The 16,546-nt window shown below is 46.1% G+C and carries 13 protein-coding genes; 10 read left to right on the top strand and 3 right to left on the bottom strand.

The window, feature by feature from the left end:
• Window positions 1–99 precede the first annotated feature (99 nt).
• From dsrO to R7127_RS05455, 10 genes are all read left to right on the top strand, one after another.
• A complete protein-coding gene (dsrO, locus tag R7127_RS05500) occupies window positions 100–867 on the top strand; it encodes a sulfate reduction electron transfer complex DsrMKJOP subunit DsrO (RefSeq protein WP_104975481.1) in 768 nt (255 codons plus the stop codon).
• The gene (gene nrfD / locus R7127_RS05495; RefSeq protein WP_137282252.1) at window positions 864–1,994 is read left to right on the top strand and encodes an NrfD/PsrC family molybdoenzyme membrane anchor subunit; all 1,131 of its coding nucleotides are present in this window, start codon (window positions 864–866) and stop codon (window positions 1,992–1,994) included. The genes dsrO and nrfD overlap by 4 nt, the downstream gene beginning before the upstream one ends.
• A 17-nt stretch (window positions 1,995–2,011) precedes the next feature.
• A complete protein-coding gene (locus R7127_RS05490) occupies window positions 2,012–5,104 on the top strand; it encodes a tetrathionate reductase subunit A (RefSeq protein ID WP_137282253.1) in 3,093 nt (1,030 codons plus the stop codon).
• 277 nt (window positions 5,105–5,381) lie between these two features.
• Window positions 5,382–5,945 (top strand): c-type cytochrome, encoded by a 564-nt coding sequence (locus R7127_RS05485; RefSeq protein WP_373920870.1) that lies wholly within the window; start codon window positions 5,382–5,384, stop codon window positions 5,943–5,945.
• Between the two features lie 8 nt (window positions 5,946–5,953).
• Window positions 5,954–7,006 carry a c-type cytochrome gene (locus tag R7127_RS05480; protein WP_005376684.1) on the top strand — a complete coding sequence of 351 codons (1,053 nt, stop codon included), beginning with the start codon at window positions 5,954–5,956 and terminating at the stop codon, window positions 7,004–7,006.
• Between the two features lie 303 nt (window positions 7,007–7,309).
• On the top strand, window positions 7,310–8,641 hold the full coding sequence (locus tag R7127_RS05475; protein WP_005376683.1) for a paraquat-inducible protein A: 1,332 nt from the start codon (window positions 7,310–7,312) through the stop codon (window positions 8,639–8,641).
• A complete protein-coding gene (gene pqiB, locus R7127_RS05470; protein ID WP_005376682.1) occupies window positions 8,634–10,280 on the top strand; it encodes an intermembrane transport protein PqiB in 1,647 nt (548 codons plus the stop codon). The genes R7127_RS05475 and pqiB overlap by 8 nt, the downstream gene beginning before the upstream one ends.
• Window positions 10,280–10,858 carry a membrane integrity-associated transporter subunit PqiC gene (locus R7127_RS05465; RefSeq protein WP_033905727.1) on the top strand — a complete coding sequence of 193 codons (579 nt, stop codon included), beginning with the start codon at window positions 10,280–10,282 and terminating at the stop codon, window positions 10,856–10,858. The genes pqiB and R7127_RS05465 overlap by 1 nt, the downstream gene beginning before the upstream one ends.
• A gap of 102 nt (window positions 10,859–10,960) precedes the next feature.
• The gene (locus R7127_RS05460) at window positions 10,961–11,734 is read left to right on the top strand and encodes a hypothetical protein (RefSeq protein ID WP_005385811.1); all 774 of its coding nucleotides are present in this window, start codon (window positions 10,961–10,963) and stop codon (window positions 11,732–11,734) included.
• A 206-nt stretch (window positions 11,735–11,940) separates the two neighbouring features.
• Window positions 11,941–12,180: a hypothetical protein gene (locus R7127_RS05455; protein ID WP_033905728.1), complete on the top strand. Its 240-nt coding sequence runs from the start codon at window positions 11,941–11,943 to the stop codon at window positions 12,178–12,180.
• Between the two features lie 60 nt (window positions 12,181–12,240).
• On the opposite strand, the gene R7127_RS05450 is transcribed toward R7127_RS05455, so the two are convergent.
• The 3 genes from R7127_RS05450 to lapB form a co-directional block, all read right to left on the bottom strand.
• A complete protein-coding gene (locus R7127_RS05450; RefSeq protein WP_017633867.1) occupies window positions 12,241–14,079 on the bottom strand; it encodes an extracellular solute-binding protein in 1,839 nt (612 codons plus the stop codon).
• Between the two features lie 499 nt (window positions 14,080–14,578).
• Window positions 14,579–15,280: an orotidine-5'-phosphate decarboxylase gene (gene pyrF, locus R7127_RS05445; RefSeq protein WP_005376667.1), complete on the bottom strand. Its 702-nt coding sequence runs from the start codon at window positions 15,278–15,280 to the stop codon at window positions 14,579–14,581.
• Window positions 15,281–15,364: 84 nt separating this feature from the next.
• A complete protein-coding gene (lapB, locus tag R7127_RS05440; RefSeq protein ID WP_033905730.1) occupies window positions 15,365–16,540 on the bottom strand; it encodes a lipopolysaccharide assembly protein LapB in 1,176 nt (391 codons plus the stop codon).
• Between the last annotated feature and the right edge of the window lie 6 nt (window positions 16,541–16,546).

The raw sequence follows: 16,546 nt of genomic DNA, 5'->3' as shown, positions 1-16,546 counted from the left end.
GTTTGATCTGGGTATGTGGAAATCCACAATATAAGCCTCGCGGCGCATTTCTCACAATGGAATCAGTCAATTCAAATACAACAAAAAAGCAGGTGAGTTATGGATTCCACCAAACGTCGCTTTCTCAGCGCGGTCACAGCCGGAGCCGCGTTAATTCCAGCCGCAGGCATTGGCACGGCAACTGCGGGAAACATTATTCGAAATAACCAGTCCGCTGACCGAAAAGGACAAGTCGGCAAGCGTTATGCCATGGTGGTGGATTTGCGTAAATGTGTCGGATGCCAGGCTTGCACTGTGGGTTGCAGCATCGAGAACCAAGTGCCTATCGGTCAATTCCGAACCACCGTAAAGCAATACGAAGTTACGTTAGATGATGGCTCTACAGCCACGCGAGAAGCGAAAGCCTTTATGCTCCCTCGCCTTTGTAACCACTGCGAAAACCCACCCTGCGTGGCTGTGTGTCCGGTTCAAGCGACCTTTCAGCGCGAAGATGGCATCGTCATGGTGGATAACAGTCGCTGTGTCGCCTGCGCGTATTGCGTACAGGCTTGCCCTTACGATGCGCGTTTTATCAATGAGGACACCCTCACCGCAGACAAATGCACCTTCTGCGCTCACCGTCTAGAACAAGGTCTATTACCTGCCTGCGTGGAAACCTGTGTTGGCGGAGCACGTGTAATTGGTGATTTGAATGATCCATCAAGTGAAGTCCGCCGCTTAATTGCGCAGCACCAAGACGACATCAAAGTGCTAAAACCCAACGAAGAGACCAAGCCACACGTGTTTTACATCGGCATGGATGAACGCTTCACCAGCCACATCGACGGACAACCTGCTATTTACGACCCACAAGGAGATCGCGCATGAACATCACCGAAGTGTTAGTCCAACCTCAAGCGATGGCTTGGCTCCCGTGGGCGGTGCAGTATTTCTTCTACATCGGTTCGGCTTATGCGGCTGCTGTTTTATTCCTAATCGCCCTATTATTTGAAAGACACACCAGTCACAGACTGCGCGCTGCGCTTGTTCTGACGCTGGCCATCGGCGCCATCGTGGGGCCATTAGCGTTAACTGGCGACCTTCACCAGCCGGGACGCGCATGGCATTTTTACGCCCACATCACTCCGTGGTCATGGATGTCTTTAGGGTCGCTTTTCTTGCCTGTTTTCTCAGGTTTAGCGGTAGTAACCGCATGGCTGTATCTCCGCCAGGATCTGATCAACTTACGTAATCAGCCAGGAAAAGTACTGCCTCTAATTTCAAAGCTGTCACTGGGTGACTGGGCGCTCTCTCGTAGAGCCATGCTTATGGTGTCCGCCATCACGGTGCTATCAGGCCTCACCATTGCAGTCTACACAGGCGCTGAAATTGCGGTCGTTAAATCGCGATCTTTATGGCACCAACCCGCGTCGCCGGTTCTTTGGTTTGTTACTGCATTTATGGGCGCGGTCGGGTTTTCTCTGCTGATTTGGTTACTGCTGCCTAGTCAGTCAAAGACGCTGACATCTGGCGATACTAATTTACTGAAAAAATCAGTGGTTACCAGCGGTGTATTAACGCTGATACTGCTACCGATTTGGGCATCCAACAATTCCGCATTTTCGCTCTATTCTAGCGAACAATGGATGCACAACATTGCCCTGCTCACTTTTGTCGTTTTAGGTTGTGTTTTGCTCGCTTTCATCTTCTTGCGCGATACCAAAAAGTCCGCATCAGCCAGATTTCGTCACGTCATAGGGCTCAGTTTTGTGTCTGCTGCCGCACTGGAAAGTGCATGGCTGATTCGCTGGTTTACCATCATGGAAGTGCAAACCATCGCCAAGTTCGATGCAGGGCTGTATCCATACCAACTCACTATGGATGGAAATGGCTGGATAGGCATTATCGGCATGCTCGGATTATGGCTTGCACTGGCACTGCTCGGTTCGGAGCTGGTTCAGCCAAAACAAAAGATCGAAGTAAAAGCCTCATCACCCACCTTAACTGAACGCTAATCAAAGGGGATTTCATCATGGATAACAAACGCCGTCAGTTTTTGAAATCAGGCATTGCAGTGGGTGGGCTTGGCGCATTCGCTGCGGGTTACGCCACCACCACCAAACACATGGTCGAGGGTGCGCTCGAAGGCACTGCGGGAGAAAAAACGCGTGATATTCACCACGGTAACTCGCTTGAACCAGAGTACACGGCCAACAGCAAAGGCAACCTAATCCCTAATCCAAATCAGCGCGTTGCACCATCGATGTGCTTTGGTTGTTGGTCACTGTGCGGATTGCGTGTACGCATTGATAACCGCAACGACGAGATTTTGCGTATTACTGGCAACCCATATCACCCACTCTCTCATCAGCAACACATTCCGTTCGAAACGCCAGTCAAAGGTGCTTATTTAAGTTTGGCAGGAGAAGCGGGCCTTGACGGTCGTTCAACAGCATGCGCACGTGGCAATGGGATGCTAGAAATTCGCAACAGCCCGTACCGCATTACTCAGCCACTGAAACGAGTTGGAAAACGCGGCGAAGGAAAATGGATTCCGATCAGTTACGAACAACTGATAGAAGAAGTCGTCGAGGGCGGTGATTTATTTGGTGAAGGTCATGTGGATGGCTTACGCGACATTCGCGATTTAACAACGCCCGTTGATCCTGAAAACCCAGAATATGGACCGAAAGCCAACCAACTGTTAATGACCAACGCCGGTAACGAAGGCCGAGACGACATATTCAAACGCTTCGCGTTCAACAGCTATGGTACGCGTAACTTTGGGCATCATGGCTCTTACTGCGGCTACGCATTTCGTGCTGGCAGCGGCGCATTCATGAACGATTTAGATAAGAACGCGCACTTGAAGCCAGACTTTGATAACGCGGAATACATCATCTTCATCGGTATGTCACCAGCTCAAGCGGGTAACCCTTTTAAGCGTCAGGCGCGCCAACTCGCCAATGCGCGAACAGAAGGTAGCTTGGAATACACCATCATCACACCAAGTTTGCCTGCTGGTTCATCGAGCTTGGCTGCCGGTGACAACAACCGCTGGGTACCAATCAAACCAGGCACCGACTCTGCCCTCGTGCTTGGCATGATCCAGTGGATCATCGAAAACCAACGCTACAACAAAACCTTCTTGGCGCAGCCGGGGGCAAACGCGATGAAACGAGCCGGCACCGCGCACTGGTGTAATGCTACGCATCTCGTGATAAGCGATAATCAGCACCCGAGAAACGGCACGTTTTTACGCGCGTCCGACTTGAATCTGCCATTCGAGGGCGAAGCGTTGTCTGACTCCGACCCGTACGTCATCGTGGATGAGCAAAGCGGCGAATTTGGTGTTCATACCCAAGCTGAGGAAGCGGCACTGTTTGTCGATAAAACGGTTTCGCTTGCATCGAGCGAAGTGCGCGTAAAATCGTCTCTACAAAGACTCAAAGAAGAGGCGTTCAAATACAGTCTTGAGTTCTACAGCCAACAATGTGAAATCCCTGTCGAACAAGTTGTTGAACTAGCAAAGCGCTTCACCAGTCACGGAACAAAAGCGGTGGTCGATACCCACGGTGGCAACATGCACACCAATGGGTTCTATAACTCGTTTACCATCATGATGCTCAATGCGTTGATTGGTAACATAAATATGAAAGGCGGCGCGATGGCCAAAGCGGGTGGCTACCCAACTTCCGCTGCGGGTCCTCGTTACGACTTCACCAAATTTGCTGGCAAAGTCGGCCCGAAAGGCGTCTTTTTGTCGCGCAGTAAATTCCCCTACCACAAAACCAGCGAATACAAACGTCGCGTTGAGGCAGGTGAATCACCTTACCCAACTCGCGCCCCTTGGTATCCGTTTGCCGCGCCACTGCTGACAGAGCACCTATCTGCGGCTATTGATGGGTATCCATACCGCGTAAAAGCGTGGATCAATCACATGGCGAACCCAATGTATGGTGTACCCGGTTTGAAAACGCTGCTGGAAGACAAGCTTAAAGATCCAAAACAACTCGGTTTGATTGTGTCTGTTGATGCATTCATTAACGAAACCACCGCGTTGTCGGATTATATTGTACCTGACACGGTCACCTACGAAAGCTGGGGTATGGCAACGCCTTGGCACGACGTTCCGGTGAAAACCGTCACCGCTCGCTGGCCGATTGTGGAAGCGCGAACAGAGAAAACCGCCGATGGTCGTTCGATTTGCTTAGAAAACTTTTTGATTGATGTCGCCAAGAAAATGCAACTAGGCGGCTTTGGTGACAACGCGATTCAAGATGCGCAAGGGAATTGGCACGCTCTCCACAGCGCTGAAGATTTCTACTTACGTTCCGCGGCAAACTTGGCTTATGTGAAAGGCGGGGTGCCTGAAGTTTCGGCAGAAGACATTGCGTGGTCCGGCCTAGAGCGTTTAATGCCAGCTATGCAGAAGACGCTGACAGCGGATGAGATGAAACGTGTGGCGTTTATTTTTGCTCGCGGTGGACGTTTTGAAAATGCAACCGAAGCGTATCAAGGTGAGCAAATGAAGCACAAATGGACACGACCTGTCGCGATATGGAATGAACGTGTCGGCAGCGCAAGAAACACCATGACCGGTGATTTCTACACGGGTTGCCCAACATGGCATCCACAAAAACTGGCCGATGGCACACCAATGGAAGACCAGTTCCCAAGCTCAGAATGGCCTTTCAGCCTGACGAACTTTAAATCCAACATTCACAGTGCGGTATCCAATCTATCGCCAAGGTTGAACTCGATTAAAGGCGTAAACCCAGTGTACATCCATCCAATCGATGCCGAGCGCGCAGGCATTAAAACGGGTGATGAGTTTGTTATCGAGACACCATCTGCAAGCACCAAAGCACTTGCGATGATAGTCAGCGGGATTCGCCCTAGTACACTCGGATTTGAACATGGGTTTGGTCATACCGAGCTAGGACAACGCTCGCACTGGATCGGCGATAAACAACAACCCGTAAAAACGCGCAGCCAAGATGGCGTCAACATTAACGACATCGGATTAATTGACCCAACCCGAGAAGGGAAAGGCGTGTTGTTAGATTGGGTGGTAGGAGCCGCGGCTCGTCAATCATTACCAGCCAAAATCCGCAAAGCGTAACGCCGCACGTTAAGACGTCTCTACCACTTAGAGCTGCCGATTTGTGCAGCTCTTCACCACTTTGTTTTTATCGCTTATAGAACAACCAATAAAAACAAATACGGCCATTTACACTTATTAAATATGTGGAAATCCACAATACCTTTCATTATTGACAAGGCCGACAATATCGTCCAAGTGACTACCAAGTAGCACTTAGACATATTAATAAAAATTAAAGTGAGTCAGCATGTCAAAAATTCTTCCAGTGGTGGTGGCCTGTTTGTTAGCAACCACTATGGGCGCAAGCGCCTCTTCTATTCCGGAAAAAGCCAGCGTATGTAGCGGTTGTCACGGCCAAGATGGCATGGGACAGCCAAATATCGCGCCGATGATCGCTGGTTTAAACGCGAACTATCTCAACACTCAAATCGAACTATTCCTTAGTGGCGAACGCCAAAATGTGGTCATGCAAGGCATGGCGAAGGAACTCAACGATCCCGCAGACCGTAAGGAAGTTATGGAGTACTTTGCTAACCTCCCGAGCTACGAGTTCACGAATCCAGAACAACGCGGCGACCAAGCTGATATTCGTAACCCGTATCGTAAATTAATTTTCCAAGGCGATTGGGATAGAAATATTCCAGCTTGCGCAACTTGTCATGGAGCCAGCGGTATGGGCGTCGACAAGTTCCCTCGCCTCGCAAGCCAACATGCTGATTACTTAAAAACGCAATTGATGGCATGGAAAAACGGCACTCGCAGTGGCGACCCGCTCAATATGATGGGGACCATCGCAAAAAATCTCACTGACAAAGAGATCGAAAATCTTGCTTACTACTTTGCCTCATTACGTTACTAGGAGCAGTCATGAAACGTTTCTATTCTTTGTTCGCACTGCCTTTCATTTCTACGCTCGTACTAGCTAACGCTCCATTACCGGACCGCCAGAAAGAGCTACCTGCGATAGAAAAAGAAAAGCACGGTGAATACTTAAAACCGCGTGATCTCAGCACAATCCCAAACACCGCATTTGGTGAGCAAGTAAAACGCGGTTACTCGCTCTTTGTTAACTCACAACAAATGCGCGGAAAATACGTTGGCAACGAACAAAACTGTGTGAACTGCCATATGGAGGCAGGACGAAAAGCAAACGCTGCGCCACTGTGGGCAGCTTACATGGCATACCCGGCATATCGTAAGAAAAACGATCGCGTAAACAGCTATGCTGACCGTATCCAAGGTTGTTTCGAGTATTCCATGAACGGTAAAGCGCCCGCTTACGATTCGACAGAAATTGTTGCCCTTAGTGCTTACGCCTACTGGTTAGCGATGGGCGGCTTGCTTGACAAACATGGTATGGCGGATGAACCCATTCCAGAACTAGACGCAAAAACGTTGCAAATTGGTGGAAAAGCAAAAGACTTCCCGTTGCCCGAAGCCATCGCACAAGCATTACCAATTGAAAAGCGGGGTAATCTCTCTGGGCGTGGCTACCCAAAAATCGCCGCCCCTGAGCAAGAACCATCAATAGAGCGAGGCGCATTGGTCTACGAAAAGAACTGTGAAACTTGCCATCGCGCCGACGGTTCAGGCATCAAAGACACCAACGACCATTCATACATTCCACCACTTTGGGGCGAATATGCGTATAACTGGGGCGCAGGTATGCACCGGATTAACACAGCGGCCTATTTTATTTACGAAAACATGCCGCTTGGGAAAAGTGTGCAGCTGACAGAGCAAGAAGCTTGGGATGTCGCAGCATACGTCAACAGCCATGAGCGTCCACAAGATCCTCGATTCAAAGGCAATGTCACCGCAAACGCGGAGAAATATCACCAGCACCAAGGCTATTACGGCAAAACGCTCAACGGTACGCAAGTCGGCTCCAATGCCTTTAAGAGCGGAACGGTCAAGTAAAGTACAACTAAGTACCTTAAATAAAATGCTCTTTTTCCCTGCTCTGATTATCTGGGCAGGGTTACTTACCCTTAAAAACAAGTAATTACCCCCCTCCACAGACAAGCAATATCACATTATTTTCGACTTCCAACATACTCATCTTCGCCGTAAAATCTTGTACCAAACGCGACTTCGTTTATGTCTTAGATCTCCCATATCCTCTAATGCCAAAAGTAAGAAACTCGTAAACTCCTGAATCAAAACAAGCGTGCCTAGTGAAAAAAGAGTATTCTTAAAGCAAATGAATCTAAAACCTACCCGATGAGTATTCAACCTAATTCCCGTCAGTTAATTTCATGCGAAGAGTGCGGCCTTGTTGTTCGCATTCCCGATATCGAACAGGGGCAAAAAGCACAATGTCCTCGATGTTCGCATTCGCTGACTAAAGTGAATGCCAAGCCTTACCAAAGCGTGATCGCCATATCATCGGCATGTTTGATCATGTTAGTGCTAAGCATTTCTTTCCCTTTTATGTCGTTCAGCGTGCAAGGGTTGTCGCAAGAAATCACCTTGTTGCACGCTGCCAAAATGCTGGCTGAGTTTCAAAATGTGCTTTTGGGTGTGCTGCTACTCGCAACAGTTATCGTTTTGCCTGCAATCTATGTTGGTCTCATTCTCTTTCTTCACCTTGAAGCATTAAAAGCACGTAAACATACCCCCTCTAAAAAGCAGCAACGAATGGCAAAAGTTTTATGCCGTCTTCTGTTTCGAGTCGAACCTTGGTTAATGGTGGATGTATTTTTGATTGGCGTGTTGGTCAGCTTAATTAAAATCGCTTCCCTCGCAGACATAGGAATGGGCACTTCATTCTGGGCGTTTTGTGTATATACCGTTCTGGTAGTCAAATGCATATCAATGGTCGACAAAAGCTGGCTCTGGGGGCACTTTATTCCAGCTATCGAGCTACCTGATGTAAAAGAGGGTGATACGCACCATAACCACAACCATATTGGTTGTCATACGTGCCACCAGCTCAACCCTATTGAAGCTAAAAAACACCAACACTGCATTCGTTGTAAAAGCCCTATTCACAAATACAACCCCGCAGACAATTTACAAAAAGCTTGGGCGCTTTTGTTTGCTTCAATCATTTTCTATATCCCTGCGAACCTCTACCCTATGATGTACACCGTAAGCCTTGGACATGCAGAAGGTTCGACTATCATGGAGGGGGTAATATTGCTTTGGCATTTAGGTTCTTACCCTATTGCGATGGTAATTTTCTTTGCTAGCGTATTTATTCCAATGGCGAAAATGCTGGCACTCGCGTGGCTGTATTACAATGCGCAAAAAGCGCGATATCTTCCGCACGAAGAGAGTATTTCACGCTTAAAGATCTACCGCATAACTGAGTTTATTGGCCGTTGGTCCATGATCGATATCTTCGTCGTCGCGATCTTAGTTGCACTGGTTCAGCTGCAAAACTTAATGGCGATTTATCCAGGTCCTGCTGCGCTCTCTTTCGCGGCAGTGGTCATTTTTACTATGCTTTCTGCAATGATATTTGACTCACGTTTGTTGTGGCAATTGCCACAAAACGAAGTGCAGGAGCCGATTTCTGACAACTTAAACGAGAAAGCCAAATATGAGTGATGAGAACAACGTAACCGCTCAAATAAAACCGCAAAAGCAGATTTCTGCGATATGGATTGTCCCGATCCTTGCGCTAGCCATGGGAGCGTGGATGCTGTTCCAATATATCAACAGTACAGGCCCACAAATTACTCTCCAACTGCCAACCGCAGATGGGATTGAGGTTGGCAAAACCGAAATCCGAGCATTGAATGTAAAAGTCGGACTGATTACTGAAGTCACTCTCAGTGAAAATTACGATCACATCATCGCTAAGGCACAAATGAACAAGGATGCAGAACGCATGCTGCGAGATGACACCATGTTTTGGGTTGTGAAGCCTCGTATTGGCCGTGATGGCGTTTCAGGTTTAGAGACCTTGCTCTCTGGCGCTTATATCCAACTTCAGCCGGGTAAATCTAAGATAGAGAAAGAGCGCTTTACGGTCTTAGATGTTCCCCCAGTCGCCTCTCCTGATGCAGAGGGGTTACGCCTTGTGTTAACACACCGCGAGGCTGGTAAGCTAGGCGTTGGTGACCCCGTCATTTATAAAGGCTTTACGGTTGGTCGTGTAGAGAAAACCAGCTTTGATGTTGACACTCGCAAAGCGTTATACCAACTCTTTATTTTCAAGCCTTATGACAGCTTAGTGCGCACTCGTACCAAGTTCTGGCTGAATTCTGGCGTAGATTTACAGCTCAACGCTGAAGGGTTCGAAGTCAAGTTTGGCTCATTAGAGAGCATGCTAACGGGTGGTGTTACCTTCGATACCGTTCCAGGTCTTGAATCCGGTGAACAGCTCACTGAAAATATGGTCAACTTCCGCTTGTACGATGATATTAAACAACTTCGAGAAGGCATGTACGATGATTATATTGAATTCGTTATGCTTTTTGATGAATCGGTACGAGGACTTAAACGTAAGGCACCTGTCGAATATCGAGGCTTGAGAATTGGTACTGTGATGCGTGTACCAATGCGACTTCCAACCCCAGAAGAGAACTTTTCTGCGAAAAAAATCCCTGTATTGGTACGTATCGAGCTCGGCCGTGTTTATGGCGATTTCCAATCCCAATCTTTACCAATGTTAAAAGATAAATTGAAGAGTGAGTTTGCTAAAGGCCTACGTGGTACTTTAAAAACAGGTAACTTATTAACAGGCGCACTGTATGTTGACGCCGACTTCTATCCAAATGACGAGCCTTACGTACCGAGTAAGTTTGCTGATTTAGATGTTTTCCCAACCATGCGTGGTGGTTTTGCGCAGGTTCAGCGCCAAGTGAACGACTTCCTAAATAAGATTAATAACTTACCGATGGAAGAAACGCTAGATTCTCTCAATTCAACGTTAAAAACGTCCGAAAAAACGTTAGCTTCAGCAGAACGCGTGGCGGACAGTATTGATAAACTTTTGAATCAAAAAGAAACGCAAGAGATCCCAACAGATATTCGCCAAAGCTTACAGCAATTACAAAAAACACTCGATGGTTATGGGCCCAACTCAACCATGTACAGCGAAATGGAAGCCACGCTAAAAGAATTAGAAAGCGTGATGACAGAGTTTAAACCCGTACTTAAACAGCTAAACGAAAAGCCAAACTCTCTTGTGTTTGGAGAAGATGAAATCAGTGACCCAATACCAGTTAAAGGCCAAAACTAATGAAACGAGTATTCTTTCTGTCTATCGCGCTATTTGTCGGTCTAACGGGTTGCAGTAGCGCTCCGCAAACTAAAGGAGCTATGTACCTTCTACCTAAGGCGGAACCAGTGACGCTGAGCTCTTCTGATATCGCTCAGCGCCCAACTTTAGTTGTTAGTCCAGTGACATTGGCGAGTTATTTGAATGATAATGGCATTGTTTATCGAACCTCTGAGACCCAAGTTATTCAGGCGAAACACAATCAATGGGCGCACAGTATTTCTGAGCAAATCACTCAGAGAGTTGTCGCGGAACTACGTCAAAAGCAAAGTCATTACTGGCCGACTGAAATGAACAATCTGTTGGATCAAAGCGGTGAAGCCAAACTACAGCTTACGTTAAATAAATTTAATGGCAGCTACAAAGGTAATATCGAAATTGAGGGAGAATGGTTGCTCATTAATGCCGAAGGTAAGGTCGAAAACAGTGCGCCAATACAAATCTCACAGCCGCTTCAAGATGAGGGCTATGAAGCGCTCGTCAACGCTTTATCCATAGGCTTAGAAAGCCTAACCTCAGACATTGCCAAACAACTCTAAGTCAATGTTAATTACAGGGAAGCAAGTTGCTTCCCTTTTTTATGCAGAGTGTAGCGACTTCTACTAAGCTGAAAGCTGACGAAAAGCCGAAAAGGAAATTGGATGAAACCATGTAACTTACTATCACTCTCCTCACTCATTCTTGTATTACCTACATCAGTAGCGCTCTCAGCCGAGACACAAGAATCTCGTTGGCGAAATAGCATAGAAGTGTACATGCTAGGACTGAATATCCACGGGGATACCAGTATTGGTCGCTTTTCATCAGAGGTGGATGTCGATCCTAAGTTCATCGTAGACCACCTCGATATTGGGGCGATGTTGCGATTCGAGAGTATTTACCAAAGTAAGTGGGGCTACTACATAGATTATAGTTTCATGAACTTAAGTGGTGATGTTAATAATATCAAGGGCGCTCTGCCTAACGCTCGTTATCGTGCGGACATCGAAATACGGCAAGGTGTTCTAGAAGCAAAGGCATTCCAACGCGAACAATATTCATTTGGTAAACTGGATTATATGTTTGGATTACGTTGGTGGGACAATGACATCACCGGCAAGCTGTATCGTAATGATAACCGGGTACTAGAAGATAGACTGTCATTACAAGAAGATTGGGTCGATTTTTTAGTTGGCTTGCGACTCATTGATGAATTGAGCGAAAACTGGCGATTTCATGCCAGCATCGACGCCGGACTTGGCAACGATACTCACTTCACTTATGCCATTCAAACTGGTGTTCGTTATCGTTTTAACGAATGGTCTGATCTCAACTTAGCTTACAAGTCGACCTGGGTTGATTACAAAAATGAGGGAGTATTTGAATATGATACAGCTTCTCAAGGGCTTTTAGTCGGACTTGGCTTTTACTTTTGATCAGGTGAAACCCTAGCCTATATTCAAGCGTTGTAACGTGTACTAGCTCTAGGTACACGTCTAGTGTCGCGTTACAGATGCTTAAATAAGGCAAATTGATCTTCATCAGACTATAAATTGCTCTTCGGTGTTACTCTCTGTCGCAAAATGTAAAACCCCACTCTATGACCTCATATAGGTCTTATTGATAAGGTTCCCGAGTAGCAATGTCGATTAACATTTCCGATTTAACCACCGCCCTAAATAAGGTGGAGCATATTCATAAAGTTCAGCTTGAAAACGTACATCAGTTCTTCAAAGCAAACGAAGCTTTTTCGTTGCAAACATTCAGCCAGCTGATATCCAGCGACTCGCTTGATGATCGATTTAAAACCATCGATAGAGCGTTCTCTTTGCTTGGTGATGCAAAAACCTACCTTTTAGAAGTGTCTTACCTTATTAAGTAAAAAAGAAAGCCCCGATAAAATTCATTATCGGGGCTATCATTTTCTATCTAAACTACTGATTTACAATTTGTAACGATCATCAATTACCGTTAGTTCTGGGAAGGTTTTACCCTCGTCCATCGCTTCTTCTGTCTCTTCTTTTACTTGGTTATCAATCCAGAAATTACCGATATCCATTGGATGAAGCACCCATTCTGTCGCTTTTGTCATGCCGTTTTTAGGAATTTTAACCCAGCGCCAATGAGCAACTCGAGAATAAGGCACCATGTAGCCAGGAACGATGATATTTGCTTTGCTGACATAGTTTTGGATTTGATGCGACAAGTCGTAACGCTTCTCCTGATCAAACTCAGAGTCATACGCTTCAATTAACTTGTCTAGCTCAGGGCTGCTGTAGTTGGTGTGAGCATTCGTTTGTGGTCGATTTGCATTATCCGAGTGTAGGTATTCCCAATACGCAGGGATCTCACCAGAGCCCATATTCAAAAACGCTAGCTGATGCTTTTTCTCAAGAATGTATTTAAACGCAGATGAGCCATCCACCAAGTTTAAGGTGAACTCAAGACCAGCAAGTTTCGCTTGCTCTTTCAGGTATGCAATACGCGGTGTCCAAGAGTTGTATCCGTAGGTGATGGCAAAGCTCAAGCGTTGGCCCTTGTCGTTAACACGAATACCATCTGCGCCCACTTTGTCAAAGCCCGCTTTTTCGAAGTGTTTAACCGCCGCATCAGCATCAAACTTTGGCGGTGTATTGTTAGGATCATCGTATTCGCCATGACCAAAGCCGAGTCCATGCGGTTTACGTGAATAATCTCCACGCATGATGTTTTCAATCATGCCGTCATAGTCAGTGGCTGCCATAACACCTTTACGCACTTCTAGGTTATCCAACATCGGCATCGCTGTGTTCATCCAAAGACCACCAGCTCCTTGCGGTGCTTCGTTAAAGCCCCAGTACTTTTGGATATAGCCTTTTTTGTACACATCACTATTGGTTTTGTCATGCCAAAAGCTTGGTAGCACCATCTCAAAGTAGTCTAAGTTGCCTTTCTCAAAGTGCTTCATGGCAATATCAGGATCGCGAATTACCTTAATGCGAACCTTTTCAACGTTATAACGGTTTTTATAGTAGCGGTTGTTGTATCCCCACCAATCTTCACCGACATGTTTGAATGTTACGCTCTTACCTTTCTTCACTTGATCAATGTAGTAAGGCGCTGCGGTTGGCTCAGATTTAAAGTTAAACTTTCTGACGAAGTTATCAGGCATGCCATCGTTATTTGCGTCCTTTTCTCCTTCAAAGAAGTGTTCAGGACGAGGCTGAAAACCATTACTTGGCATGTTAATCATAACCATAAGTGAGTCATGACTTTGAGCTACAGCAAGATTGACTTTGATCGTGTAGTCATCAATTTTTTCAACACTCACAATACTGTTTGTGAAGAAGTCGTTATACCACGGGTCGATAATGTCTTTTGACGTGTAGTACTTCATCATAAAGACGTAATCATCTGCTGTAATTTTTTCACCATCTGACCACTCGGCCGTTTCGTCGAGTTTAAAGAATACGGTTTTGTTGTCCTCTCCAAATGCCCATGACTTAGCAAGTTGAGGGATCCATTTGCCAGTATTTGGATGACGCTGAGCCAGTTTTGGTGAACCATCCATTAAGTATTGGCGCAAACCTGAGTTCGCATCTGGACCAACACTTCGTAATGTTTGCGGAAAGCTCTGAATGTAAGTGCGATAGGTGCCACCTCGTACCGCTTCTTCAGAGGCAAATAGAGGTTCGTTGTTGTTTGAAATCCATTCGATATCAGCTGGCAATTCTGCCGCACTCAGTTGAAAACTGGCAGCGGTCAGTGTTGCTAGTACTGAAAATGGCAGTTTTTTAGTCATGTTTCTTCCTTGTTGTGTTTGCGCACTAAGGTCGTAACAAGGAAGACAGCGTGTGAAAGCTCACAGAAAGCTGCGATTTAAAATACGCAGATAGGAAATAATAGGAACGTAATATGAAGTGACGTCCTGCCAGCTTCTATATTAATTTCAAAGAGTTTCACTAGGTCATCCTAGACCTTACAACGCAGTGAATGCATCTTCGCCATAGTATTCTTTAGACATTTGTAACGCAAGCCATCAATAACACATGGTTGCATTTTCGAGGCATCACAGTGAGTTATGTTACAAAAGTGTGATCGGCATAGTACCAAGCCCTACTTTACTCAGAATAAACCGCAAAACCTTTATCTCAATTGGCCCCGATATACCAGTTAAAGCGAGTAAATGATCAGACATAGCTGGTTAAAAGGAATGGTTGTTTACCGCGATCAGTATTTTCATTCGATGTAAAAAGTGAGGCATCTTAGCCTCACTTTTCTCCATACAATCGAGACAGTGCTTACATGTTAGATAAGCTCTCATTGATCGACTTCAGCACTTCTGCAGGATTTGACGCTTGAGTGATAGGGCGACCAATCACAAGATAATCTGAACCTGATTGGATAGCGTCTACTGGCGTCATGATACGGCGTTGGTCACCTTGTTCTGAGCCAGCAGGTCGAATACCAGGGGTCACTAACTTAAATTCTTGGCCTAGTTCGCTCTTCAGTAATGAGGACTCTTGCGCTGAACATACCACACCATCTAAGCCTGCGTTTTTGGTCAAGGTTGCTAGACGAATCACTTGCTCCTGAGGCGCAACATTCAAACCAATACCAGCTAAATCACTTTGTTCCATACTGGTTAGTACCGTTACACCGATAAGAAGTGGACGATCTTTACCATATGGCTCAAGAATTTCACGTGATGCCGTCATCATACGCTCACCACCGCTCGCGTGTACGTTCACCATCCATACACCCATTTCAGCCGCAGCGCGAACTGCTTTCGAGCAGGTGTTTGGAATATCGTGAAATTTTAAATCTAGGAATACAGAGAAACCACGTTTATGGAGTTCACGTACAAAATCAGGACCAAATAGCGTAAACATCTCCTTGCCAACTTTTAGTCGGCATGACGCAGGATCAATTCTATCTACAAACGCAAGTGCATCTGCTTGGTTATCATAATCCAGTGCGACAATAACTTTTTGGTCGATCATTTCATCTCCTAACTGTTTTGGTTCTTATTCAATAAAAAGTTAAAAAAATGCAGCGGACAGAAACTCTGCCAGCTGCATTAAGAATTATTCACCATCCAATCCGCGGATTGGCTTGATCGTCCCCCATCCTTTACAGGACGGACAATGCCAATAAAGGGAATGGGTAGAAAATCCACACTTCCGGCATCGGTAATGCGGTTTCACTTTTAACTGTTCACCCACCATCGCTTGTAGTGTTGATAGGCTGTCTTTCGCTCGACCATCTTCTGCTTCTGCAATGTGGTAGCCAATTAAACGGTAGAAGCCCTTCATGGTTGGGTTTTTCAGCAATTGTTTCGTCAGTAACTCTTGAGCAGCCCCAACGTTCTCGTGATGAGCAACTAATTGAGCCAACATCAACTCGGCTGATACGCCTGCTTTCTTATCAATACAAGCTCTCAGAAACTCGACAAGTTCATCTTCCTGACCCAGATGATGATAGCATTCTGCAATAGTTGGCAAGACATCACTGATAAAGTCTTTATCTTGCTCAAGTACCCCCGTCAGATATTTGATGGTGTGCTTATAGTCTTCAGACTCTAGGTAAATTCGTCCCAAAGCAATACTTGCTCGAACACACTTCGGGTCTTCCGCTAACGCTTTTTTAAAATGCTGTATTGCCTTATTAGTATTCCCATCAGCTTGGTCGAGCATGGCTATTTCACACCAAAAATGGGCAATATTTGCACGCATCCTTGAGCGTTTATTACCTAACTTAGCCAATTGGTTCGCGTAATAAATCGCCTTTTCCCATTCTCGTGTTTGCTGATAAATGGTCACTAATTGTTGAAGAGCCGCCTCTTTGTAATCTGGCTCTTCGACTAACTGTTCGAAGATTTTCTCTGCACGATCAAGAAAACCTGAGACCATGTAGTCTTTCGCTAACTGTTGAAGGGCGAGGTTCTTTTGGTCCAGTGTTAAGCCTGAACGAGAAATAAGATTTTGGTGAATTCTGATTGCGCGGTCGACTTCACCACGAGACCGGAACAGGTTACCCAACGCAAGGTGAGTATCGATGGTCTCGTTATCAACTTGGAGCAATTCAATAAAGTGATCGACAGCCTTATCTGATTGGTCAGAGAGCAGCAGATTAAGACCCGTCATATACTGACGAGAGATTTGATGAGATTGCTTCTGCTTGTCTTGCTGAGCGCTGCGATGCCCCATATACCAGCCATACGCAGCAGCTATAGGCAACAACAAGAAGAGTAGTTCAAGCATTAAAGT

Source organism: Vibrio sp. 1159 (assembly GCF_033340395.1).
GTDB classification, from domain to species: domain Bacteria; phylum Pseudomonadota; class Gammaproteobacteria; order Enterobacterales; family Vibrionaceae; genus Vibrio; species Vibrio alginolyticus.
Note: the sequence above shows the minus strand (reverse complement) of the source record. Positions and strands in the feature narration are given on the sequence as shown.